The sequence below is a fragment of the Candidatus Poriferisodalis sp. genome (genome assembly GCF_965262965.1).
Lineage (GTDB): Bacteria > Actinomycetota > Acidimicrobiia > Acidimicrobiales > Poriferisodalaceae > Poriferisodalis.
Window position 1 is genome coordinate 3,911,690 of sequence record NZ_OZ253573.1, and the last position, 22,498, is coordinate 3,934,187.

18 protein-coding genes are annotated in these 22,498 nt (G+C 66.2%); 12 read left to right on the forward strand and 6 right to left on the reverse strand.

All coding sequences use genetic code 11. The features are described from left to right. Positions 1-12 precede the first annotated feature (12 nt). Positions 13-1,254, reverse strand: a complete 1,242-nt coding sequence (locus tag ACQY5K_RS18680) for an NAD(P)/FAD-dependent oxidoreductase (RefSeq protein WP_428118529.1) — start codon at positions 1,252-1,254, stop codon at positions 13-15. A gap of 285 nt (positions 1,255-1,539) precedes the next feature. On the opposite strand from ACQY5K_RS18680, the gene ACQY5K_RS18685 reads away from it, so the two are divergent. Further along, a complete protein-coding gene (locus tag ACQY5K_RS18685; protein WP_428118532.1) occupies positions 1,540-3,978 on the forward strand; it encodes a ribonucleoside-diphosphate reductase subunit alpha in 2,439 nt (812 codons plus the stop codon). 82 nt (positions 3,979-4,060) lie between these two features. Beyond that, positions 4,061-5,086 (forward strand): ribonucleotide-diphosphate reductase subunit beta, encoded by a 1,026-nt coding sequence (locus ACQY5K_RS18690; protein WP_428122770.1) that lies wholly within the window; start codon positions 4,061-4,063, stop codon positions 5,084-5,086. Here ACQY5K_RS18690 and meaB read toward each other — a convergent pair. Beyond that, positions 5,083-6,081: a methylmalonyl Co-A mutase-associated GTPase MeaB gene (gene meaB, locus ACQY5K_RS18695; RefSeq protein ID WP_428118535.1), complete on the reverse strand. Its 999-nt coding sequence runs from the start codon at positions 6,079-6,081 to the stop codon at positions 5,083-5,085. The two genes, ACQY5K_RS18690 and meaB, sit on opposite strands and share 4 nt — an antisense overlap. A 93-nt stretch (positions 6,082-6,174) precedes the next feature. Between meaB and ACQY5K_RS18700 the strand changes: the two genes are divergently transcribed. Next, the gene (locus tag ACQY5K_RS18700; protein ID WP_428118538.1) at positions 6,175-6,729 is read left to right on the forward strand and encodes a hypothetical protein; all 555 of its coding nucleotides are present in this window, start codon (positions 6,175-6,177) and stop codon (positions 6,727-6,729) included. Between the two features lie 37 nt (positions 6,730-6,766). On the opposite strand, the gene scpA is transcribed toward ACQY5K_RS18700, so the two are convergent. Next, entirely contained in the window at positions 6,767-9,028 is a 2,262-nt protein-coding gene (gene scpA, locus ACQY5K_RS18705) for a methylmalonyl-CoA mutase (RefSeq protein WP_428118540.1), read from the reverse strand. Positions 9,029-9,039: 11 nt separating this feature from the next. Next, complete coding sequence (locus tag ACQY5K_RS18710; protein WP_428118543.1) at positions 9,040-10,590, reverse strand: methylmalonyl-CoA mutase family protein; 1,551 nt, start codon at positions 10,588-10,590, stop codon at positions 9,040-9,042. 186 nt (positions 10,591-10,776) lie between these two features. Here ACQY5K_RS18710 and leuS point away from each other — a divergent pair, with 186 nt between their 5' ends. From leuS to ACQY5K_RS18725, 3 genes are read left to right on the forward strand one after another with little or no spacing between them, the layout of a single operon-like run. Continuing rightward, positions 10,777-13,560: a leucine--tRNA ligase gene (leuS, locus tag ACQY5K_RS18715; RefSeq protein ID WP_428122772.1), complete on the forward strand. Its 2,784-nt coding sequence runs from the start codon at positions 10,777-10,779 to the stop codon at positions 13,558-13,560. Positions 13,561-13,604: 44 nt separating this feature from the next. Beyond that, positions 13,605-15,287 carry a thiamine pyrophosphate-binding protein gene (locus ACQY5K_RS18720; RefSeq protein WP_428118546.1) on the forward strand — a complete coding sequence of 561 codons (1,683 nt, stop codon included), beginning with the start codon at positions 13,605-13,607 and terminating at the stop codon, positions 15,285-15,287. 38 nt (positions 15,288-15,325) lie between these two features. Continuing rightward, complete coding sequence (locus ACQY5K_RS18725) at positions 15,326-16,039, forward strand: SOS response-associated peptidase (protein WP_419920411.1); 714 nt, start codon at positions 15,326-15,328, stop codon at positions 16,037-16,039. Positions 16,040-16,059: 20 nt separating this feature from the next. Here ACQY5K_RS18725 and ACQY5K_RS18730 read toward each other — a convergent pair whose 3' ends face one another. Next, positions 16,060-16,464: an HIT family protein gene (locus ACQY5K_RS18730; RefSeq protein WP_428118548.1), complete on the reverse strand. Its 405-nt coding sequence runs from the start codon at positions 16,462-16,464 to the stop codon at positions 16,060-16,062. A 134-nt stretch (positions 16,465-16,598) separates the two neighbouring features. Between ACQY5K_RS18730 and ACQY5K_RS18735 the strand changes: the two genes are divergently transcribed. Beyond that, on the forward strand, positions 16,599-17,909 hold the full coding sequence (locus ACQY5K_RS18735) for an IS1380 family transposase (protein ID WP_428118551.1): 1,311 nt from the start codon (positions 16,599-16,601) through the stop codon (positions 17,907-17,909). A gap of 192 nt (positions 17,910-18,101) precedes the next feature. Here the strand turns inward: ACQY5K_RS18735 and ACQY5K_RS18740 are convergent, their stop codons facing one another. Further along, positions 18,102-18,980 carry an IS5 family transposase gene (locus ACQY5K_RS18740; protein ID WP_428118554.1) on the reverse strand — a complete coding sequence of 293 codons (879 nt, stop codon included), beginning with the start codon at positions 18,978-18,980 and terminating at the stop codon, positions 18,102-18,104. A 157-nt stretch (positions 18,981-19,137) separates the two neighbouring features. On the opposite strand from ACQY5K_RS18740, the gene ACQY5K_RS18745 reads away from it, so the two are divergent. The 5 genes from ACQY5K_RS18745 to ACQY5K_RS18765 all read left to right on the forward strand — a co-directional run bounded on the left by ACQY5K_RS18745 (position 19,138) and on the right by ACQY5K_RS18765 (position 22,370). Further along, positions 19,138-19,752, forward strand: a complete 615-nt coding sequence (locus tag ACQY5K_RS18745) for a CDP-alcohol phosphatidyltransferase family protein (RefSeq protein WP_428118557.1) — start codon at positions 19,138-19,140, stop codon at positions 19,750-19,752. A gap of 115 nt (positions 19,753-19,867) precedes the next feature. Next, positions 19,868-20,269 carry a glycine cleavage system protein GcvH gene (gene gcvH / locus ACQY5K_RS18750; RefSeq protein WP_419920408.1) on the forward strand — a complete coding sequence of 134 codons (402 nt, stop codon included), beginning with the start codon at positions 19,868-19,870 and terminating at the stop codon, positions 20,267-20,269. Positions 20,270-20,279: 10 nt separating this feature from the next. Continuing rightward, complete coding sequence (locus tag ACQY5K_RS18755) at positions 20,280-20,732, forward strand: FHA domain-containing protein (protein WP_428118560.1); 453 nt, start codon at positions 20,280-20,282, stop codon at positions 20,730-20,732. A 125-nt stretch (positions 20,733-20,857) separates the two neighbouring features. Continuing rightward, complete coding sequence (locus ACQY5K_RS18760) at positions 20,858-21,769, forward strand: MerR family transcriptional regulator (RefSeq protein WP_428118562.1); 912 nt, start codon at positions 20,858-20,860, stop codon at positions 21,767-21,769. A 52-nt stretch (positions 21,770-21,821) separates the two neighbouring features. Beyond that, the gene (locus tag ACQY5K_RS18765; protein WP_428118565.1) at positions 21,822-22,370 is read left to right on the forward strand and encodes a bifunctional nuclease family protein; all 549 of its coding nucleotides are present in this window, start codon (positions 21,822-21,824) and stop codon (positions 22,368-22,370) included. Positions 22,371-22,498 lie beyond the last annotated feature (128 nt).

Consider the following 22,498-nt stretch of genomic DNA (forward strand, 5'->3'; position numbering starts at 1 on the left):
CGCTGACGAGGCTCATGCCAAAGTCGCGGCGAGCTCGAGTGCATCGTCCCAGCTTGGATGGCTCGCGAGCAACCGCCGGAAGCGAACAAACGGCCTGATGGCATTCACCGACATCACTGCGCTCAGACGACCATCGCGCCGGTAACCGGCCAGGAACGAGTCGTCCGCAGCGGATCCAACGAGTACCTCGACGTCGTCGCCGGCATCGGGGTGTCCGGCAATCTGGATCCGGGCGTCGTACTGATCGGACCACACAAACGGCACCGAGTCGTACGGAATCGCCCGCTGCGGGTCCACCACGTTTTGCCCCACGGTCATCCCGTGTTCCACGGCGGCGGTCCAGTGCTCGACACGGATGGCCCCCCCTCCGAGCCAGGCGTTCGGCGCGCGGACGACATCGCCCACCGCGTAGATCCCCGGCGGACCCGCGCACAGTGTCGCATCGCACACCACTCCGTTGTCGATGTGCAGTCCCGAGCCGGCCAGCCAGGCAGTGTTCGGGACGACGCCGATGCCCACGACCACCAGATCTGCTTCGATCCGTGTGCCGTCGGCCATGGTGACGGCCTCGACCCGGTCGGCGCCGAGCACTCCCTCGACGCCGACGCCGAGACGCAATTCGACGTTGTTGCGGCCATGCAGCGCGCCCACCAGCGAGCCCATTTCGGCGCCCAAGCCACGTACGAGCGGGGCTGACGCCGCCTCGATCACCGTGACCTCGCAACCGCGGGCCTTCGCAGACGCAGCGACCTCGGATCCGATGAAGCCTCCGCCGACAACCGCAACGCGCGCACCTGCGGTCAGCCCCTCGCGAATCGCGGTCGCGTCGTCCAGGGTGCGCAGCGTGTGCACGCCATCGAGGCCTTCGGTTCCCGGCAGCGGCCGCGCGGAGGCGCCCGTAGCAATGACGAGGGCATCGAAGGGCACTTGCTCGCCGCTGTTGGGGCCATCTGTTTCGACAGCGACCGTGCGTGCGTCGAGGTTGAGGCCCGTTGCGGTCGTCCCCAGCATGACTTTCGCGCCGATTTCGTCGTAGGCGCCCGGGGGGTCGAGCATCAGCGCGTCAGCGTCGCGCTCACCAGTCAGGAAATCCTTGGACAGCGGCGGGCGATCGTATGGCAGATGCGGCTCGGCGCCGATGAGCGTCAGCATTCCGTCATGGCCGGCGGACCGAATGCTGTGCACGGCCCGGGCGCCCGCAAGTGACGCTCCCACGACCACGATGCGATCCGGCCGGTTCGAATCAGGTGACACACGAGCAGTGTGGCATCCGGTGATCGGGCGCGGACGCTCGCGCGATCACGTCAGCACAATTTCCACGCTTGCGGCCTTGGAGCTAGGAGATCTGCGATTAGGGCGACGCTGCTTGAGTCGCGCGCTATAACTGTCTCTTACATCTCTGTAACTACGGCAATGTGATCCAGCGCAGCAACACTCCGTTGGATGACACCGAGCCGAGGTTGCGGGAAGTGAGGAGACCGAGGCCAAGGCCGTCCGCCCGGCACACCCGAGCGACGGCCTGCGAAGGGGCTAGGGAACATGAGCGTCACCGAGGTGTCGGCGACTGAGACACAGCAGCAGGCCGCAGACATACCGGGTATGCGCGTCCAGAAGCGCGATGGCTCGATGCAAGCCGTTGATGTCAACAAGATCGTGCGCGCTGTCGAGCGCTGCGCGACAGAGCTCGCTGGCGTCGACCCGATGCGTGTCGCGACACGCACCATTTCGGGCCTTCACGACGGTGCTACCACGACCGAACTGGACGAGCTGTCGATCCGCACCGCAGCAGCATTGATCTCTGAAGAGCCGAACTACTCGAAGCTGGCGGCTCGTCTGCTCGCCACCTACATCGACAAGGAAGTCCAGAACCAGAACATCTACTCGTTCAGCCAGTCCATCGACCTCGGCGGCGAGTGCGGGCTCATTCACCCTGAGGTCGTCGCGTTCGTCGGTGCGAACGCTCGCAAGCTGAACGACGCCGTGATGCCGCACCGCAACGGAGGCTTTGAGTTCTTCGGTCTGCGCACTGTCTACGACCGCTACCTCTTGCGCCATCCTCAGCGCCGCAGCGTGGTCGAGACGCCGCAGTACTTCCTCTTGCGAGTCGCCTGCGGGCTGTCGCGTTCCGCCGAAGAGGCCATTTCTTTCTACGAGCTGATCTCCAGCCTGCGGTATCTGCCGTCGTCGCCGACGCTGTTCAACTCCGGCACCGCGCACCCGCAGATGTCGTCGTGCTACCTGCTCGACAGCCCTGCGGACTCGCTCGAGGGCATCTACGGTCGCTACACCGACATTGCCAAGCTGTCGAAGTTCGCGGGCGGCATCGGCGTCGGCTGGCACCGGGTCCGATCCAAGGGTTCGCTGATCAGCGGGACGAACGGTTTGTCGAACGGCATCGTGCCGTGGCTCAAGACGCTTGACTCGTCCGTCGCAGCGGTGAACCAGGGCGGACGTCGCAAAGGCGCAGCGTGCGTCTATCTCGAGTCGTGGCACGCAGACATCGAAGACTTCCTCGAATTGAAGGAGTCCACTGGCGACCATGCCCGGCGCGCCCACAACCTGAATCTGGCGAACTGGGTGCCCGACGAGTTCATGCGCCGCGTCGAGAACGACTGGCAGTGGTCGCTGTTCGACCCGAAGGAGGTCCCGCACCTGACCGACCTGTACGGCGACGAGTTCACCACGGCGTACCAGGAGGCCGAAGCCGAGGGTTGCTACGAGCGGCAGGTCTCGGCTCGACAGCTCTACAGCCGAATGATGCGGACACTGGCGCAGACGGGCAATGGATGGATGACCTGGAAGGACGCATCCAATGCCAAGTCCAACCAGACCGGCGGCCCTGGCAATGTCATCCACCTCTCGAACCTGTGCACCGAGATCCTCGAGGTCACCAGCGACGACGAGACCGCCGTGTGCAATCTGGGATCGGTCAACCTCGCCAAGTTCGTGCGCGACGGCGCGGTCGACTTCGCCGGATTGGGCGAAGTCGTGCGCACAGCGGTGCCGTTCTTGGACCGTGTCGTCGACATCAACTACTACCCGACGCCCGAAGCTGCGCGGTCCAATGACCGGTGGCGCCCGGTCGGTCTCGGCGTCATGGGCTTGCAGGACGTGTTCTTCCAGCTGAATCTGGCATTCGACTCGCCCGAGGCTCTGGAGATCTCCACGCGTATTGCCGAAGAGATCTACTACTGGGCGCTGTGGTCGAGCTGTGAACTGGCCCGCGCCCACGGCCCTCACTCGGCGTTCGGCGACACGCGCGCCGCATCGGGCAACCTGCAATTCGACCTCTGGGGCGTCGAGCCCAGCGATCCGCAGCGATGGGCCGAGCTGCGCGAACGCATCGGCCAGCACGGGTTGCGCAACTCACTGCTCGTCGCCATCGCTCCTACCGCAACGATCGCCGCGATTGCCGGTTGCTGCGAGTGCATCGAGCCGCAGGTGTCGAACCTGTTCAAGCGCGAGACGCTCTCTGGCGAGTTCCTGCAGATCAATCGCTATCTGGTGCGCGAGCTGCGAGGGCGCGGCCTGTGGAATGACGCCATGGCGAACCGCATCAAGGTGGCAGAGGGCTCGGTACAAGACATCGCCGAGATCCCCGCCGAAATCCGCTCGATGTACCGCACCGCTTGGGAATTGCCCCAGCGTGCCCTCATCGACATGGCCGCAGCCCGCGGCGCCTACATCGATCAGAGCCAATCGCTGAACCTGTTCATGGAGAGCCCGAATATCGGGAAGCTCTCCTCGATGTACATGCACGCATGGAAGGCGGGTCTGAAGACGACCTACTACCTGCGGTCGCGACCGGCGACTCGCATCAATCAGACCACCACCGAGAGTGTGTCGCAGCCCGCCGGATCGGCCGCCGCAGCGCCGCAGCGTGATGCGGTCATCTCCACCATGCCCGACGCCGCCGCAGCGCAGGAAGCCGTTGCTTGCTCGTTGGAGAACCCAGAGACCTGCGAAGCCTGCGACTGAGGCTTCGCCATAAAGGACTGTCATGGCACTTGTTCAGCCAGAACCGGAATTCTCCTCTGAACCCCAACTCACGCCGTCGGAGATGCCGGCGGCGCCGGGTCGACACGGCACGATCTTGGACCCGGGTTTCGAGTTGACACTCCGGCCGATGCGGTACCCGGTGTTCTTCGAGATGTATCGCGATGCGATCCGCAACACCTGGACGGTGGAAGAGATCGACTTCTCCGACGACATCGTCGACTTGGACCACAAACTGCTGCCCGCCGAACGGCACCTGATCAACCGGCTTGTCGCCTTCTTCGCAACGGGCGATTCGATTGTCGCCAACAACCTCGTGCTGAATCTGTACCAGCACGTCAACAGTCCCGAAGCACGGATGTACCTGAGCCGTCAGCTGTACGAGGAAGCGCTGCACGTGCAGTTCTACCTGACACTGCTCGACAACTACATCCCAGATCACGACGAGCGTGCCGAGGCGTTCGCAGCCATCGAGAACATCCCCTCCATCGCTGCGAAAGCCGACTTCTGCTTCCGCTGGATGGAGAGCATCTCGTCACTCGATCGACTTTCGACAACTGATGATCGCAAGGCGTTCTTGCTGAACCTCATCTGCTTTGCAGCATGCATCGAAGGGCTGTTCTTCTTCGCCGCGTTCGCGTACGTCTACTTCCTGCGATCCAAGGGGCTGCTCAACGGCCTCGCTGCCGGCACGAATTGGGTCTTCCGCGACGAGTCCGCCCACATGAACTTCGCGTTCGAGGTGGTCCGCACCATTCGCTCCGAACAGCCCGAGCTGTTCGATGCCGACCTTGCGGACAAGATCCGGCTGATGCTCACCGAAGCCGTCGATGTGGAGACGAGGTTTGCCGAAGATGTGCTGTCAGGCGGCGTGGCCGGCATGTCCACCGCCGACACGCGCTTGTATCTGGAATTCATCGCAGACCAGCGCCTCGTGCAACTCGGCTTGCCGAAGCAATTCGGTTCGAAGAACCCGTTCTCGTTCATGGAACTGCAGGACGTGCAAGAGCTCACGAACTTCTTCGAGCGCACCGTCGCGAGCTACCAGATCGGCGTCGAGGGCGAGGTCGCGTTCGACGAAGAGTTCTAAGCCTCGTCGACCGCAGCGATCAGCTGGTCGACGGCGGCGACGGGCGTCACGCGGTCCGCTCGCACATCGGCCTCGAGCCGGGGCAGCAAGTCCCGAACGTCGGCAGCGAGGCGGGCACGCATGCGCTCGGACAACATTGCGTGCATCCAGCGGACCCTCTGGCCGGCTCTGCGGACTGCCAACTCACCGCTGGCGGTGGTCAGCCGACGGTGCTCGAGCACATGTGCCCACAGGTCCTCGAGGCCGTCGCCAGCCAGGCCCGAGCACGTGATGACCGGAGGCGACCATGTCGATGAGGCCGGTTGGGTCATGTGCAATGCCAACTCGTAATCGCGAGCGGCAATGTTGGCGCGCTCGTCGTTGTCCCCGTCGGCCTTGTTGACAGCGATCAGGTCGGCGATCTCGAGGATCCCTTTCTTGATGCCCTGGAGATCGTCTCCGGCGCCCGCCAGCATCAACACGACGAAGAAGTCCACCATGTCGGCGACCGCAGTCTCGGATTGTCCGACGCCGACGGTCTCGACGAGGACGACGTCAAAACCGGCTGCTTCGAGCACCAAGACGGACTCACGGGTCACGCGGGTCACCCCGCCCAGCTCGCCCGATGTCGGTGACGGTCGCACGAACGCCGCCGGATCGTTCGCGAGCGACGTCATCCGGGTCTTGTCACCCAGGATCGAACCGCCTGTGAGAGTGGACGTCGGGTCGACTGCCAGCACTGCAACACGGTGGCCGCGCTCGGTGAGCATCGTTCCCAACGACTCGATCAGAGTGCTCTTGCCGACGCCTGGCACCCCTGTGATGCCGACCCGGTGTGCGCCGCCGCTCGCGGGAAGCAGAGCCGCAAGCAACGCCTGTGCCGCAGAAGAGTCCTCGGCGCGCCCCGACTCCACGAGCGTGATTGCCTGGCCGATGGCGGCACGGTCCCCGTAGCGCACGTCGCGTGCGAGATCGCCGAGGCGCACCTCGAGCCCGTCGGGTGTGTCCGAGACCATTGCGCGCAGGGTACCCATCGCCATCCGGCCAATCGATATCTGAATCCGAGACACGTGACACGACGAGGCGGTTTGTTCCGGCAGAATGTCGGCGTGGGATTGCTGAGGCGCATTCGCAGGGGCGACCGGTCGCATCTGGTTGAGCAGTTCCTGCATCAGGGCGATCACGTGCGTGCAATCGTGCCCGCACAAGGCGGGCTGCATCCGTTCACTCTGCTAGTGATCGGAGTGACGGCGCTCATCGGCGTGGTATTCACCGTTGATCTGCCGTGGTTGCAGGTGACCTTGATGTCGACGGTCGCGTTCGCCGGCGCAGCGGTGCTCACGATCTCGCGTTACCGATTGCTGGCGATCACCGACGCCGATGTGGTCGTCATGCGAACCAGGGCGCTGCGGCCCGCGAAGCCGGTCGAACTGCTCGGCCGTGTCGAGCGCACCGCGCCGTTCGCCGTGCGAGGCACGACTTGGGGTCAGATCATCGTCGGTGCAGAGAAAGTCTGGGTGCATCGGCGGTACCACGCTCAACTTCATGACGCCGACACCCAGCTCGCTGCGGCGCCTCGCGGCATGCGCGCCGCGTCCAGCACGGCGTACCGCGGTACTCGGGCCAAGAAGAAGATCCGCAACGTCGGCAGCCGCCACCGCTGAGACGGGTGGCACTGTTCCGCTAGGCGGCGTTGTTCTTCTAGCTGGTGTTCTCCAGCAGATCGAGCATCTCGTTGGCGGCTTCGGCGATGACGGTCCCGGGTGGGTAGATCGCCGCTGCGCCTGAGGCGCGCAGCGCCTCGAAGTCCTGCTGAGGTATGACGCCGCCGACGACGACCAGAATGTCGGGCCGGCCGAGCTCGGTCAGCGCGGCACTGAGCTCGGGAACCAGCGTCAAGTGGCCTGCCGCCAGCGATGATGCTCCGACGACGTGGACGTCGTTCTCCACCGCTTGGCGGGCGGTCTCGGACGGCGTGCTGAACAGGGGCCCGATGTCGACGTCGAAGCCGAGGTCCGCGTACGCGGTCGCGACGACCTTCTGGCCACGGTCGTGGCCGTCCTGGCCCATCTTCGCGATGAGGATGCGCGGGCGGCGCCCGGTCCGCTCGCCGAAGGCGGCGACCCTGGCGCGCACGGCGGACACCGACGCTGCGGTCGAGCCGTCGCTGAGGTCGTCACGTTCCATCTCGCTCCCGTAGACCCCACTGATCGTTCGGATTTGCGCAGTGTGCCGTCCGAAGACGTCTTCCATTGCTTCGCTGATCTCTCCCACGGTGGCATGACAGCGTGCTGCATCGATTGATGCTGAGAGCAGGTTGCCGACGCCGCTGTCGGCGACATCGCGCAAACGGGCGAGCGAGCGCCGCACTGCATCACCGTCCCGCTCGGCGCGCAAGCGCTCAAGCTTGGCGAGCTGGGCAGCGCGAACCTGGGCGTTGTCCACCCGCAGGATGTCCACCTCGGACTCGAGGCCGGAGCGATAGCGGTTCACGCCCACCACGGTCCGCTGTCCGGAGTCGATGCGGGCTTGCGTGCGGGCCGCGGCCTCTTCGATGCGCATCTTGGGCATGCCCGCTTCGATGGCCCGTGCCATCCCGCCCAGCTGTTCGACCTCGGCGATGTGCTCGTTGGCCCGGTGGGCCAGCTCAGCCGTCAGCCGCTCGACGTAGTAGCTGCCGCCCCATGGGTCGATGACTCGGGTGGCGCCTGCTTCGTGCTGGAGGAACAACTGCGTATTGCGTGCGATGCGGGCGCTGAAGTCACTGGGCAGGGCCAAGGCCTCGTCGAACGCATTGGTGTGCAGGCTCTGGGTGTGCCCGTCAACGGCGGCCATGGCCTCGATGCACGTGCGCACGACGTTGTTGTACGGATCTTGAGCAGTCAGCGACCAGCCCGAGGTCTGGCAGTGGGTTCGAAGCGAGAGCGAACGGGGATTCTGCGGCTCGAATGCCGAGACCAGCTTGGCCCACAGCAGCCGGGCGGCCCGCAGCTTGGCGACCTCCATGAAGAAATCCATCCCGATGCCCCAAAAGAAGCTGAGCCGCGGTGCGAAGTCGTCGACGCCCATGCCGGCATCGATTCCGCAGCGCAGGTATTCGAGGCCGTCAGCGAGCGTGTAGCCCAATTCCAGGTCCGCAGTGGCTCCGGCCTCTTGCATGTGATAGCCGGAAATCGAGATGGAGTTGTACCGAGGCATCTCCGCGGACGTGAACTCGAAGATGTCGCCGATGATCCGCATCGAAGGCTGAGGCGGATAGATGTAGGTGTTGCGGACCATGAACTCCTTGAGAACGTCGTTCTGAATGGTCCCGGTCAGCTGCTGGGGCTTGACGCCCTGCTCTTGCGCAGCGACCACGTACAGCGCAAGGATCGGCAGCACGGCGCCGTTCATCGTCATGGACACGCTCATGCGATCGAGCGGGATGCCGTCGAACAGTGTGCGCATGTCGAGGATCGAGTCGATTGCGACGCCAGCCATGCCGACATCGGAAGCGACCCGGGGATGGTCGGAGTCGTAGCCGCGGTGCGTGGCGAGATCGAAGGCAACCGACAGGCCACGCTGGCCGGCCGCGAGATTGCGGCGGTAGAAGGCGTTGGAGTCTTCCGCAGTGGAGAACCCGGCGTACTGACGGATGGTCCACGGCTGGTTGGTGTACATCGTCGGGTAGGGACCCCGCAGGTACGGCGCGAAGCCCGGATAGCCGTCGAGGTAGGTGCGGCCCCCGCCCAGCGGATCGGCTCGAACGGTGTCGGATCCCCCGAACAGATCCTCGATGTCAGCAGCGGTGTAGAGGGGCGCGACGGCGATGCCCTCAGGCGTCTCGCCCGCAAGCGCGGTGGGGGAGGCACCGGCCTCTCGCTCGAATTGCGTCGCCCACCTCGACCGCTCGTCCGCCGAGCCGCTCGTTCCTGTCGTGGGCTCGACGAGATCGATTGTGGTGAAGTCCCCGATGGTTGCCATGCGCTTCGTCGCTACCTGTGTTCGTGGGAGCTGTTCTCGTAGGCGGCCGCCCAGCGATGCAGACCCCACCTTGGGGACGTCGCGTTCTGCGGCGGAGCCTCGGCGACGTGCTCGTCGTCGGCCACGAACTCGTTGACGCCGACGAGCACGCGCTGCCCGGCAGTGATCGCTTCGTCGCGCCGGGCTCGATCTGTGGCAACGTCGGAGTACAGCTGGCCGCTCGCGAGGGCATCGCACATGCCGCCTGCCGCTTCAATCGACTGAAACCGCTGCCACGCCTCGCGCGCCATCTGTGCGGTGAGCTCCTCGAGATACCAGCTGCCGCCGCCGGGATCGATCACGGCGCCGACTCGGCTCTCCTCGGCGAGCATCAACTGCGTATTCGCGGCGACGCGCAACCCCAGTGGGCCTCCGTCGGGGGTCACCGCGCCCGCGGCGTCGAACGGCTGCACGGTGATGGCATCCGCGCCGCCGATGATGGCGCCGAAGCACGCGGCTGTCGATCGCAGCATGTTGACCCACGGGTCGCGGCGAGCGAGCATCGCAGTCGAGGTCACGGCGTGCAGCTTGAGCGGCAGCTGACGGCCTTCCGCGGCGAGATCGACGCCACAGGCCTGCAGCACCCGCGTCCAGCAGACTCGAAGAGCCCGGCACTTCGCCGCAGTCACGAACGGATCAGGCCCGCCCGAGAGCGTGAAGCCGACGAGCCCGGATGCCGCAGCGACGCCCAGATCTCCTCTGTCGGCGACGTCGGACAGGGCGCGCAGCCACATCAGTCCGCCGGCGAGGGCCGCCCCCAGCTCACCGGCATCGCTTGCGCCCGCATCTGCGAAGACGCTGCCGTCGGATTCGAGCGGCGTGGTCGCGGGCCAGCGTTGCGACATTGAGACTGCGGCGTCGGCAGCGCCCGATACTTCGGCCGCGAAGCCCTCTGAGCGGTTGCTCGCATCGGAGGGGCCGATCCAGCCGGTGACGAACCTCGCCGCCGGATCAATGCCGAGCCATGAACTCGCGGCGCGCAGGTCTGTACCCGCTTCGTCCAGCACCGCTGCGAACGCCTCGGCATGGGCGGGTGTCGTCCCGGCCGCCAGATGGATGGTTGCCCCGGCGGCCGCGGCGCCGGCAATTCCGGCGGCCAGTGCTGCGGCGTGGAGTTCGACATCCCAGCCGCGTGCAACGGTGATGGCGTTGACGCCAGCGGTGGTGTCAACGGCGACTGCGTCGGGAGTCTCAGCACGGCGCACGTCGTGGGTCTGGCGTATCTCCCAACCCGCGCGGTTGCTCGTAGCCGCGGCGCCCCGTGCGAACGGGAACGATCCGGGCAAACCGGCGGGGTCATTCTCGGTGCCGTGCTCGCTGGGCGTGTACAGCGGAGAGGTCACGATGCCGTCGAGCAGCGTCGAGTCGAGCCCCGACAGCGGCTCACCCCCAAGCGCGGCGACGGCGGCCGATTCCCAATCCTGGTGGGAGGGCTCGTCGAATCTCACAACTCCCGCGGACCGCTCGGCTGCTGAGGCCGTCGCACTCGCCGCTGCGCCGATTTCGGTCCCCGTCTCCGACACGGCTCGCAGGGTAGCGGCGCCCCGAGCGCAGCTTCTGTCCGAGCTGTTCGCCATGTCGAGATTTTCCGTTGCCGTCGTATCCTTGCGCGGGTGAACGCCGACGTATCAGCTGCGGAGTCTGGCGTCACGTCAGACGTGGCTGCTGATTCGTGGTCCGCGTTTCCGCCCTATCGCTACAACGCTGCGATGGCCCAGGACATTGAGCTGCGCTGGCAGGAGCGCTGGCGACGCGACGGGACGTACCACACGCCCAACCCCAGCGGCCCGCTCGCGAACGGCCAACTCGGCGACGGCGCAGCACCTGAGGAAACGGGGCGGCCGAAGATCTTCATCATGGACATGTTTCCGTATCCGTCGGGGTCGGGGCTGCATGTCGGGCATCCGCTGGGCTACATCGGCACCGATGTCTTCGCTCGGTTCAAGCGCATGACCGGCTACGTCGTGCTGCACCCGATGGGATACGACGCATTCGGGCTGCCGGCCGAGGAGCACGCTCGTCAGACCGGCGAGCACCCCCGCACCAACACCGAGCGAAACATCGCCACGATGTCGCGCCAGTTGGCACGCCTGGGTCTCGGTCACGACGATCGGCGCACCGTCGCGACCACCGACGTCGAGTATTACCGCTGGACCCAGTGGATCTTCTTGCAGATCTTCAACTCGTGGTACGACGCCGAGGCTGACCGCGCCCGTCCGATCGCAGAGCTCATCGAGCGCTTCGAAAAAGGCGAAGCCGCCACCGTCGGCGCCATGTCGTGGGCCGAGATGGACGATGTGGCGCGGCGGATCGAACTCGACCACCACCGACTCGCATACTTGGGCGAGGCGCCCGTGAACTGGTGTCCGGCGCTGGGCACCGTCCTGGCAAATGAGGAAGTCACGGGCGACGCCAGGTCTGAGCGCGGCAACCATCCGGTGTTCCGCCGGCCGCTGCGGCAGTGGATGATGCGCATCACGGCATACGCCGACCGCCTCCTTGCAGATCTCGATCGCCTCGATTGGACCGATTCCATCAAGCTGATGCAGCGCAACTGGATCGGGCGCAGCGAAGGCGCGCTCATCCGTTTTGCGACAGATTCCGGCCCGGACGTCGAAGTGTTCACGACGCGTCCCGACACGATCTACGGGACCACCGCCATGCTGCTCGCGCCGGAGCATCCGCTCGCTGACGAGCTGGTCGCGAATGAGTGGCCGCATGGCACAAATCCGCGATGGACCAGTGGCGCCGCAACGCCGCGCGACGCACTTCGGGCGTACCGCGAGCGAGCATCGAACATGACCGACCTGCAGCGGCAGGAGAATCGCGACAAGACCGGCGTATGGCTGGGAGCGAACTGCCGCGTGCCGACCACGGGCGAGCCGGTGCCCGTGTTCATCGCCGACTATGTCCTGACCGACTACGGCACCGGCGCAGTCATGTCAGTGCCCGGAGAGGACCAGCGTGACTGGGACTTCTCCGTGCGGTTCGGCTTGCGGGTCGTGCGCACGGTGCAGCCCCCCGCCGATTATTCCGGCGAGGCCTATACGGGCCCCGGCCAGGCCATCAACAGCGGCTTCTTGGACGGCATGGAAATGGCCGAGGCCAAGGCGGCGATCAACGATTGGCTCGAGGCCAACGGCCACGGGAAGCGCACGGTGACCTACAAGCTGCGGGATTGGCTCTTCAGTCGGCAGCGATATTGGGGTGAGCCCTTTCCCATCGTCTACGACGAGACGGGTCTTCCCCTGGCGGTTCCCGACAGCGAGCTTCCGGTGAAGCTGCCCGAACTGAGCGACTGGGCGCCGAGAGCCCTGGACGAAGCGTCCGACCCGGAGCCTCCGCTGGGTCGAGCCGCCGAGTGGATCGAGGCTCGCTATGACCTCGGCGACGGCGAGCGGACCTACCGTCGTGAGCTGAACACGATGCCGCAGTGGGCAGGTTCGTGCTGGTACTACCTGCGCTACCTCGACCCCACCAATGACGACGTGTTGGTCGACCCCGATGTCGAGCGGTACTGGATGACCGATGCGGCGGGCGGCGTGGGCGGCGTAGATCTGTACGTCGGCGGCGTCGAGCACGCAGTGCTGCACCTGCTGTACGCCCGTTTCTGGCACAAGGTGCTGTACGACCTGGGCCACGTCAGCGGCCCCGAGCCATTCGGTCGGCTCTACAACCAGGGCTACATCCAGGCTGCCGCCTATCAGGACGAGCGGGGCTCCTACGTCGAAGCCTCCGAGGTCGCTGAACGCGATGGCGGCTTCTGGCACGGCGACGCACCGGTGACACGCCGCTACGGCAAGATGGGCAAGTCGCTGCGCAACGCGGTGACCCCCGATGACATCTACAGCGCCTATGGAGCGGACACGCTGCGGCTGTATGAGATGTTCATGGGACCGCTGGATCAGGGCCGGCCCTGGGAACCGCATTCGGTCATCGGGTCGCACCGGCTGCTGCAGCGTGTGTGGCGCAACCTTGTCGACGAGAACACCGGCAACCTCACGGTCACCGACACACACGCCGACGCCGAGCTCGAACGTCAGGTGCACCGCACGATCGCGGCCGTCACCGATGCGATGTCGGACCTGCGCTTCAATTCCGCCATCGCTCGGATCACCGAACTCAACAACGAGCTGACCGTCCGGTCCGGCCCGACGCCGCGGCCGGTCGCTGATGTGCTCGTGCGTCTGCTGGCGCCGCTGGCGCCGCACTTCGCCGAAGAGCTGTGGTCGATGCTGGGGCACAGCGATTCGGTGGTGTACGCGACGTTCCCACAGGCCGACCCCGCACTCGTGGCGGCGGACGTCATCGAGGTGGCGGTGCAGGTCAATGGCAAGGTGCGCAGTCGGATCGTCGTCGACGCAGATGCTTCGCCAGCGGATCTGGAGGCAGCGGCATTGGCCGACGGTCGCATCGCCCAGTTCGCAGACGGCGCCGAGATCCGGCGCGTGGTGACAGTTCCGGGCAAGCTGGTGAACATCGTGCTCGCGTAGGCGAGCGGCAGTAGGCACCACGTCGAGGCGAGATAGGGGGTCCGATGAGCGGCAAGAACAAGGGCGCGCTGGGCGTGACCGAGACCAAGGGCCACGGTGGGCAGCTGGCTGCCCGAGCACTCGCCGCCGCTGGCGTGGAGTGCGTCTTCACGCTCTCGGGTGGTCACGTCATGGGCATCTATGACGGCTGCCTTGACGAGGGCATCGAGGTTGTCGACGTCCGCCACGAGCAGGCGGCGGTTCACGCTGCCGATGCGTGGGCGCGATTGCATCCGGGAAAGGTCGGCGTCGCGATCCTCACGGCCGGACCGGGCGTGACTGACGGCGTGACAGGCGTCGCGAACGCCTGGCGGGCGAACTCCCCGATCCTCGTGTTCGGCGGACAGGGACCATTCCGCCAGGCAGGGCGCGGTTCGCTGCAGGAGATGGACCACGTGTCGCTCATGCGGCCGATCTCGAAGTGGGCCGGGTCATGCGGGGAAACCCGCCGCATCGCTGAGTACATCGAGCTCGCTGTGCGCACGGCCATGAGCGGTGTGCCGGGACCGGCATTCCTCGAGATCCCGATGGACATCTTGCACGGCTCTGTCGACCTCGACGCCGTGCCGGTGCCGCCGTTCCGGGACTACCGGGTGGCCTCCGCAGCGCCGATCGCCGTGGTTGAGCAAGCGGCCCAGATGATCGCCGGCGCTGCCCGGCCGGTCGTGATGGCCGGCACAGCGCTGAAGTGGAGCGAGGGCGGCGCTGCGCTAGCGGCCTTCCTCGATGCCACCTCGATGCCGTGTTATGTCAACGGCATGGCCCGCGGGGAGATCCCGTGGGATCACCCGTCATTCCTGTCCTTGACGCGCAAGGAAGCGCTTGAGGCTGCCGACTTGGTGATCCTGGCCGGCACACCGCTCGATTTCCGCATGAAGTTCGGCCGGGCGATCCCAGCGGATGCACGCATCGTGCAACTCGACTTGGATGAGACGCTCATCGGGCAGAATCGCTCGGCCGATGTGGGTCTGGCGGGCAATCTGGGCGCCAACTTCGAAGCGCTGCTGGAGGTGTTCAAGTCCACCGGCGTCTCGGTCGACGCCAGCTCGCAGCTCGCGGTACTCGCGCAACGCGAGGCCGAACTCGACGAGGCCCGCCGAGCCGAGCTCGACAGCGACGAGACGCCCATCGATCCACTGCGGCTGTGCCGTGAGATCGCTGAGGTCGTCACCGACGACATGATCGTGATCGGCGACGGCGGGGACATCGTGGCGCAAGCCTCCAAGGTGATCCGGGTCCCGCGTCGAGGCACCTGGATGGATCCCGGACCGCTGGGAACGCTGGGCGTGGGAATGCCGTTTGCCTTGGCCGCGCAGAAGGCCTTCCCCGACAAGCGAGTGCTGATCGTATACGGCGACGGCTCGTTCGGCCTGAACGGCTTCGAGTACGACACTGCGGTGCGCTTTGGCCTTCCCATCGTCGGTGTCGTCGGCAACGACGCTGCGTGGGGCCAGATGCTGCGCCCGCAGGCCAGCCTGTACGGCCAGGACCGCGTGGTGGCCACCGAGCTGAACTACACGCGCTACGACAAGGTCGTCGAAGCGATGGGCGGCCACGGCGAGCACGTCACTGCGCCGCACGACATCGCCCCTGCGTTGCAGCGCGCCTTCGACTCAGGACTGCCTGCCCTCGTGAACGTCGAGATCCGCCAGGATCGCGGCGCCATGAAGGGCTCGACGTACGTCTGAGAGGCTGGGCGACCCGTCAGGCTCCTACGCTCGACGTTATGTGCGGGCGGTTCGTGGCTGCTGCAGATCTCGAAGCCGTAGCAGCGTTCTTCGACACGCCATTGCCGGGTTTCGTCGCGCCGCGCAGCTACAACGTGAGCCCGACCACCGACATCGTCGCGGTGGTCGGTGACGCTCGGGGCTCGCGCCAGCTCGAGACATTTCGCTGGGGTCTGGTGCCGTCGTGGTCGACCGATCCGAACAAGGGCCCCCCACTATTCAATGCCCGCTCGGAGACGGCTGCGACGAAGAACTCATTTCGCGCTGCCTTGCGGCGACGCCGCTGCATTGTCCCTGCCGACGGCTTCTACGAATGGCCCAAGGGCGCCGCTGGCGCCAAGGCCGATGCGCGACCGTTGCCGCATTACATCACGAGATCGGATGGCGGCATGCTCGCCATGGCGGGGCTGTGGGAACGCTGGACCCCCAAAGGGGGAGCAAGCGGGGAGTCATTGCACTCCGCGACGGTGATGACGACGGCAGCCAATGCGTTCATGTCGCCGATTCACCACCGGATGCCCGTGCTGCTGGAGCGCTCAGCGTGGGACGCGTGGCTGGACCCTGACAACGATGACGTTGATGTCCTGGCGACGCTGCTGGTGCCCGCCGCGCCCGACGTACTGCGGTCCCATCAGGTTGGCCGCGAAGTGGGCAATGTGCGCAACCGCGACGCCAGCCTCATCGAACCCGCCGAGCCCGATGCGTTGTTCTGAACAATGGTGGGCCCAGGCACTCAGTCGCGCGCGCCGAGATGGGACAAGATGGCCTTCGCCGCTGCGGTGAGTTCGTCCGGCGAGACCATCGGGAGTGCTCGCGAGAAGTTCATGTCGGCCATTGAATTCACCGGGCACACGTGCAAGTGGCAGTGGGGGACCTCGAATCCGGCGATGACCAGACCGATGCGCTCAGGGGAGAACGCCCGCATCTGAGCCTGCCCGATCCGGGCGGCCACCTCGAACAGATGAGCTTGGAGATCCGGCGCCAGGTCCAGCCAATGGTCGACTTCGTCGATCGGCGCGACGAGGGTGTGACCCGGCTGCAGGGGATTGATGGACAAGAACGCCACGCAATGCTCGTCTCGCCACACGAACGTCCCGGGCAGTTCTCCGTCGATGATCTTCGTGAAGACCGTGCTCATGCGCGCAGCCTAAGCCTGAATCCACCGGTGTGGTGGGTGTGTGGGGGTTGCCGCGTCCGCGAAAAAGGCCTCCTGATCTGCGACGATTGTGATGTCGAAAGCCACGTTCGTCCCAAAAACAGGAGGCACTTTTTGTGTCTGGATCATCGCGCAGTCTGGACCGGTTCGCAACGACGGTTGACCATGAAGGCCTGGTGGCCAACGCGGGCCTGATCCTGGCGGGAACGCTGATGGACCGTCTGGGTCTGTTGGGGCTGATCGAGCGGTGGGTGCGCACCGGTTCCGCGAACCCGGGGCCCAAGATTCTCACGGTGGTCGCCGCGATGCTCGCTGGCGGCACTCACATCGATCATGTCGAGATGCTGCGCGCCGGGCGCACCGCGCGGGTGCTGGGGTTCGCCCCGATGGCGCCGTCCACGGTGGGGTCGTTCTTGCGGACGTTCACGTTCGGTCACGTCCGCCAGCTCGAAGCGGTGCTGTCGCGCACGCTTGCTCGCGCCTGGGCGCTGGGCGCAGGCCCCGGCAAGGCGCCGCTGGTGGTCGATGTGGACTCCACGATCTGCGAGGTCCACGGCAAACAAAAACAAGGCGCCGCGTACGGCTACACCAGCGTGCTCGGCTATCACCCGCTGCTCGCCGCACGCGCCGACACCCGCGAAGTGCTCGCCGCACGCATGCGCAAAGGCTCCGCGGGGTCCTCGCGAGGCGTGGCGCGCTTCGCCGACGAGCTCGTCGCCAGCCTGCGACGCGCCGGGGCGACCGGGCCGACCACGGTGCGCGCCGACTCGGGATTCTGGTCCCGCAAACTGATCGACCGTCTCGACGCCCACGACATCAAATGGTCGATCACCGTCACCCTCAGATCCTCTGTGCGCACAGCGATCCAAGCGATCAGCACCGACGCCTGGGCCGACATCGACTACACCAACAGCGGCCACGCCCAAGTCGCCGAGACGACCTATGCCACCGGCCGCGGCAAAGCCAAGCGCACCGTTCGTCTCGTGGTGCGCCGCACCCGCCTCACCAACAGCGCACAGCAACGGCTGCGGCCCGACTGGCGACACCACGCATTCAACGCCAACACCGAACACGACACCGCCGCCGCGGACGAGTTCCACCGCGGCCACGCCGTGGTCGAGCTCGCCATCCGCGACCTCAAAGAAGGCACCGGACTCGAACACGTCCCCTCAGGCCACTACGGCGCGAACTGCGCACCGCTCGCCTGCGCAGCGCTCGCCCACAACATCGGCCACTGGACCGACACGCTCGCCGGCGCGCCGGCGGCCACGAACCGCTCGCGCCGCACCCGACTCGTCGCCCTCGCCGCCGTGGCGGTCAACCGATCCGGCACACCCACCCTGCGATACCCCGCCCGCTGGCCCTGGGCACCACAATTCACAGCCACGCTCAACGCTCTCAGGGCTCTGCCCGGACCCTCCGGCTAAACGGCACAGCCCGGAACTGACGCCCCCACACAAACCCAGCGCCGACAACCCCAAACCACACCCGCACCCCCAGCCGAACACGCCCAAACACACCAAACCACACCCCCAACAACACCGCACCACCCCAACCCGCCACCGACCCGCGAAACCCACGCTCACCAACAACCAATCGGTGGATTCAGGCTAAGAGCGTTAGCGGATTGGGCGGTTGTGGGGTTGCCAGCGGTTGCGGTGGTCGATGAGTTTGATGGCGATGATCAAGGCGACGGCGAGGGCGAGTTGGGCGAGGCGGTGCTCGGGTTTGCGGTCGGTGTTTCGTCGCAGCTGGCCGTAGTTGGACAGCCATGAGTTGGTGCGCTCGACGCGCCAGCGCAGCCCCAGCGGCGCTGTGACCGGTTCGGCGGGGCCGTCGTTGCCGGGTCTGCGTTTGGGGGGCCGCACCAGATCGCAGATGCCCGCCGCGGCGGCTGACCGGTCGACGCGGGCGCCCCAGTAGCCGCGGTCGAGGTGCAAGGTCTCGGTGTCGTGATGCAGCCCCCGCCGTTCGATCTCGGCCACGGTCGGGTCGAACAGCATGATGTCGTTGCGGTTCGCGCCCGCGGCGGCCCACCCGACCGCGATCCCCGCCCCGTCGATCGCGATCGACCACTTCCAGCCGAGTTTTCGCCTGTCCACGGGGCTTTTGCCGGTCCCTTCCCCACCGCAGGGAGCTTTGTGGGTGGACCCGTCGATGCACACGTCATCGAGGTCGAGACCCACGATCCGGTCATAGGCGGCGATCGCTTCGGCCGCGATCCGCTCGAACACGCCCGCAGCGACCCACTCGTCGCGGCGCGACCGCAGCGTCGTGTCCGACACCTGCCATCCCAGCAGCGCCTCCGCGCACTGCCACGAGCAGCCCGTGGCCAGCCGCACCAGGATCCCCCAAAAGCACAGCCGGTCCGATATCCGGGGCCGATGCCCCCTGCCAAGGTCACGAACCGGCCGCACCGGCAGCATCGGCTCCACCGCCGCCCAGATCACATCCACCACCTCAGGCTCCAAAGCGCGCATGATGAAACCGGCCTCCACGGGTTGTCTTGTTCGGACAACCCGACCAATACACCGGGGAACCAGCCAACCCGTGGATGGCCAATCCGCGCGGCCTCTAAGAGGCCGAGCGGATAGGCAGCGAGTCGGTGGGCGGCGACGTCGTTCCCCTCCGGGGCACATCGGTACTGTGGCGCGGGTGACTCCCGCTGTTGGAGCACCGTCGGCGTCGGAGCCCGGATGGCGACCGTTCACGGTGCCAAATCTGATCAGCCTGGCTCGCCTGGGCTGCCTTCCGTGGTTCGTGTGGCTTGTGCTCGGAGCGCAGGATCGCTGGGCGGCTGCATTGCTGCTGGGGGCACTCGGCGCGACCGATTGGGTGGACGGTTGGGTGGCGCGCCGTTTCGATCAAGTGTCAGAGTTCGGCAAGATCCTCGATCCGACTGCGGACCGTCTGATGCTGTTGGTGGCACTCGTCGTGATGATCGCCGACGGCTCGCTGCCGCTGTGGGTTGCGGTGCTCGCTTTGTTTCGCGAGGCGGCGGTGGCGGTGGCAGCGCTCGTGATGGGGGCGCTGGGTGCCCGCAAGATCGATGTGACATGGTGGGGCAAGACCGGGACCTTTCTCATGATGTTCGCTGTGCCTTTCTTTCTTGCCGGTCACAGCGACATCGGCGTAGCGGATGCGTTCCGCGTCGGCGCATGGGTGTTCGTCGCGGTGGGCCTGCCGATCCACTACTGGTCGGCCGTGGGATACGTACCGCAGGCCTTCGCTGCGGTGCGGGAAGGACGAGCCGCCCGGTCGGCGTCGTGAGGCGTCGTGACGGTGGACGCATGCGCACGAGGTTGCGCAAATCAAGACGGCGAACCGGTCCACGATACGGCGCGTGCCGCGATTGGCGTCACACCGATCCGGTAGGTTCGCGAACATGGAGATTCCCGCCGAGCTTCGCTACTCCAGCGATCACGAATGGGTGCGCAGCGTCGATGCCGGGGTGCAGGTTGGCATCACCGATTTCGCGCAGGATGCCCTCGGCGATGTTGTCTTCGTCGAATTGCCCGAGGTCGGAGCGCAGGTCACCGCAGACGAAGCGATGTGCGAGATCGAGTCCACAAAGTCGGTCTCGGACCTCTTCGCTCCGCTGTCGGGGGAAGTCGTCGAGGTGAACGTGACGCTCGAAGACGAGCCGCAGCTCGTCAACGAGTCGCCGTACGGCGACGGCTGGATCTGCGTCATTGCGCTGCCGGGCGATGCCGACGCAGTACATGCCGAGATGGAAGCGCTGCTCGACGCCGACGGGTACGCCGCACTCATCGCCGAGGACAGTTGAGCGGGTTGAGATGGCTGTGAAGTGCGGTACGTGCGGATACGCGTGCGGTGACGACGCTCGCTTCTGCTCGAGTTGCGGGAACCGGCTGCCCCAGGACGATGAGGCACCGACAGAGGTCCTGTCTCCCGTTCGTGCAACCGATGCTCCGCCGTACAGCGGCGTGGCAGAACTGGTCGTGACCTCCGGGCATCGTTCCGGGATGCGCTTCGAGCTGGCGGGCGACCGCGTCACCGTCGGCCGTCATCCCGACAGCGACGTCTTCCTCAACGACATCACGGTGTCACGTCGACACGTCGTGCTCGAGCTGGGTCCGGCTGGTCACGTTGTGCGTGACGTGGGATCACTGAATGGCACGTACATCAACGGGGGCCGCATCGACGGCGAGGTCATCATGCGAGGCGGCGACGAGTTGCAGGTCGGCAAGTTCAAGCTGTTGTACCTGGTGTCCTCGGTCGGGCTGTGAGCGAGAGCGACGCGCCACAGTCGAGTACGCCTTCATCGAGCCACGACCCCGAAACAGTGTCGACGGACGCCCGGCGAACTGCCAGACCGGCAACGAGACGTCGAGGTCGCCCACGGTCCGGGCGGTTGTCGATCGGCGAGGTAGTCACGCTGCTGCGGCCCGAGTTCAGCGATCTCACGGATTCGAAGATCCGGTTCCTGGAGGACCGCCAGCTGATCTCTCCTGCCCGCACCGAATCGGGATATCGCAGTTTTGGTCCTCACGACATCGAAGTGCTGCGCTGGATACTGACGCGCCAGCGCGACCAGTACCTGCCGTTGAGCATCATCGGCGAGCGGATCGATCGCGGCGAGCACCTCGCCGACATCTGGGGCATCGGAACGGGTGATGCCGCGGCCGCGGGCCGAACGGTTGCCGCCGGGCCGACCGGCCAGCTCGATGACGACACTGGCGAGGGCCCGCCCGGCGCCCAGGCACCGCACGACGACGAGGGTCCGGCCGACGATGGTTCGGCCGACGACGTCGGCCGCCTGGCTCCAGAGGATGCAGCGACCGCGCAGAAACCGCCGTGGTCGGTGACCGACGTCGACGACGAACTGACCTACAGCGCCGAAGAACTCAGTGCGGCGAGCGGGTTGAGCCTCCCAGAAATCAAAGAGCTGACCGGATACGGCCTGCTGGTGCGCATCGACGATGCCGACCCGGGGCATTCTCAACTCGCTCGCGGTACCGCTGTCCAGACTTCGATGGCTTTGGGGCCGCCAGAGCCTCGCTATAGCGCGGCGGCGCTGCTCGTTGCTCGGATCGCGCGAGAGTTCTCCACGTATGGGCTGCAGGCCCGACACCTGCGGGTGATGCGCAATGCGGCCGCACGAGACGCGGCAACATTCGAGCAGGGAATCCAGCCGATCCTGCATGCCGGCGGGGCCGAGGCTCGATCTGACGTACGGCGCTCGCTGGAGCGGCTCGTTGCGCTGTGCGAGCGGTTGCGGGCCCAGGTCATCAGCGACGCGCTCGGCGATTACTGGCGCTCTTGAGCGGCCGCATCTCCGGTTCGCGGCTCACGGGGGCCGAAGTAATGTGCGGTCCATGGTCGAGATGGAACTGCTTGGCGTGCAGGTGGAGATGCCGTCGCAGAGCCCGCTGATGCTGCTTCGCGAAACCGCCGGCTCGGGGCGCGTGCTTCCTGTGGTGATCGACACACCCGAAGCGCAGGCCATCTACCGAGGAATCGAGCGCATTCGTGTTGCCCGCCCGCTCACGCACGACTTGATGGCCGCGATGCTTGACGTTCTGGGCGCAACGTTGGTGAAAGTCACGGTGACCGACTTGCGCGATCGCACGTTCTTCGCGGAAATGGAAGTCACCATCGGCAGCGCGACGCACACCATCTCCGCACGCCCCAGCGATGCGGTAGCACTCGCGGTCCGTGCAGAGACGCCGATCTTTGCCAGCGAAGAAGTTCTGGATGCGGCAGGCCAGATCATCGAAGTGCCTGAAGAATCGTCCGACGATGACGATGACGATGACGACGTCGAGGTCGATCCTGATGAGCTCCTCGACGAATTCAAGCAATTCCTCGACGAAGTGCAGCCGGACGACTTCGGCCCTGTCGCTGGCTCCAGCGACCCGGAGTGAACCCCAGCGTTGCCGTCCCCAGCGTTGCCGACTGGCACGGAGCCTGCCAGTTCGGCTCCGGAGACGTCGATGGTGGCCGAGCCGGCGGTCACCCAGCCCCCGGAAACGACGGAGCCTCAGCCGTGACG

What these genes read in the sequence shown, in the direction of transcription:
- ACQY5K_RS18720 (WP_428118546.1), top strand. Translation starts at nt 13,605, where the DNA reads ATGAGCGGCAAGAACAAGGGCGCGCTGGGCGTGACCGAGACCAAGGGC.
- scpA (WP_428118540.1), bottom strand. Translation starts at nt 9,028, where the DNA reads ATGGCAACCATCGGGGACTTCACCACAATCGATCTCGTCGAGCCCACG.
- ACQY5K_RS18725 (WP_419920411.1), top strand. Translation starts at nt 15,326, where the DNA reads ATGTGCGGGCGGTTCGTGGCTGCTGCAGATCTCGAAGCCGTAGCAGCG.
- leuS (WP_428122772.1), top strand. Translation starts at nt 10,777, where the DNA reads ATGGCCCAGGACATTGAGCTGCGCTGGCAGGAGCGCTGGCGACGCGAC.
- ACQY5K_RS18685 (WP_428118532.1), top strand. Translation starts at nt 1,540, where the DNA reads ATGAGCGTCACCGAGGTGTCGGCGACTGAGACACAGCAGCAGGCCGCA.
- gcvH (WP_419920408.1), top strand. Translation starts at nt 19,868, where the DNA reads ATGGAGATTCCCGCCGAGCTTCGCTACTCCAGCGATCACGAATGGGTG.
- ACQY5K_RS18730 (WP_428118548.1), bottom strand. Translation starts at nt 16,464, where the DNA reads ATGAGCACGGTCTTCACGAAGATCATCGACGGAGAACTGCCCGGGACG.
- ACQY5K_RS18765 (WP_428118565.1), top strand. Translation starts at nt 21,822, where the DNA reads ATGGTCGAGATGGAACTGCTTGGCGTGCAGGTGGAGATGCCGTCGCAG.
- ACQY5K_RS18755 (WP_428118560.1), top strand. Translation starts at nt 20,280, where the DNA reads ATGGCTGTGAAGTGCGGTACGTGCGGATACGCGTGCGGTGACGACGCT.
- meaB (WP_428118535.1), bottom strand. Translation starts at nt 6,081, where the DNA reads ATGGTCTCGGACACACCCGACGGGCTCGAGGTGCGCCTCGGCGATCTC.
- ACQY5K_RS18690 (WP_428122770.1), top strand. Translation starts at nt 4,061, where the DNA reads ATGCCGGCGGCGCCGGGTCGACACGGCACGATCTTGGACCCGGGTTTC.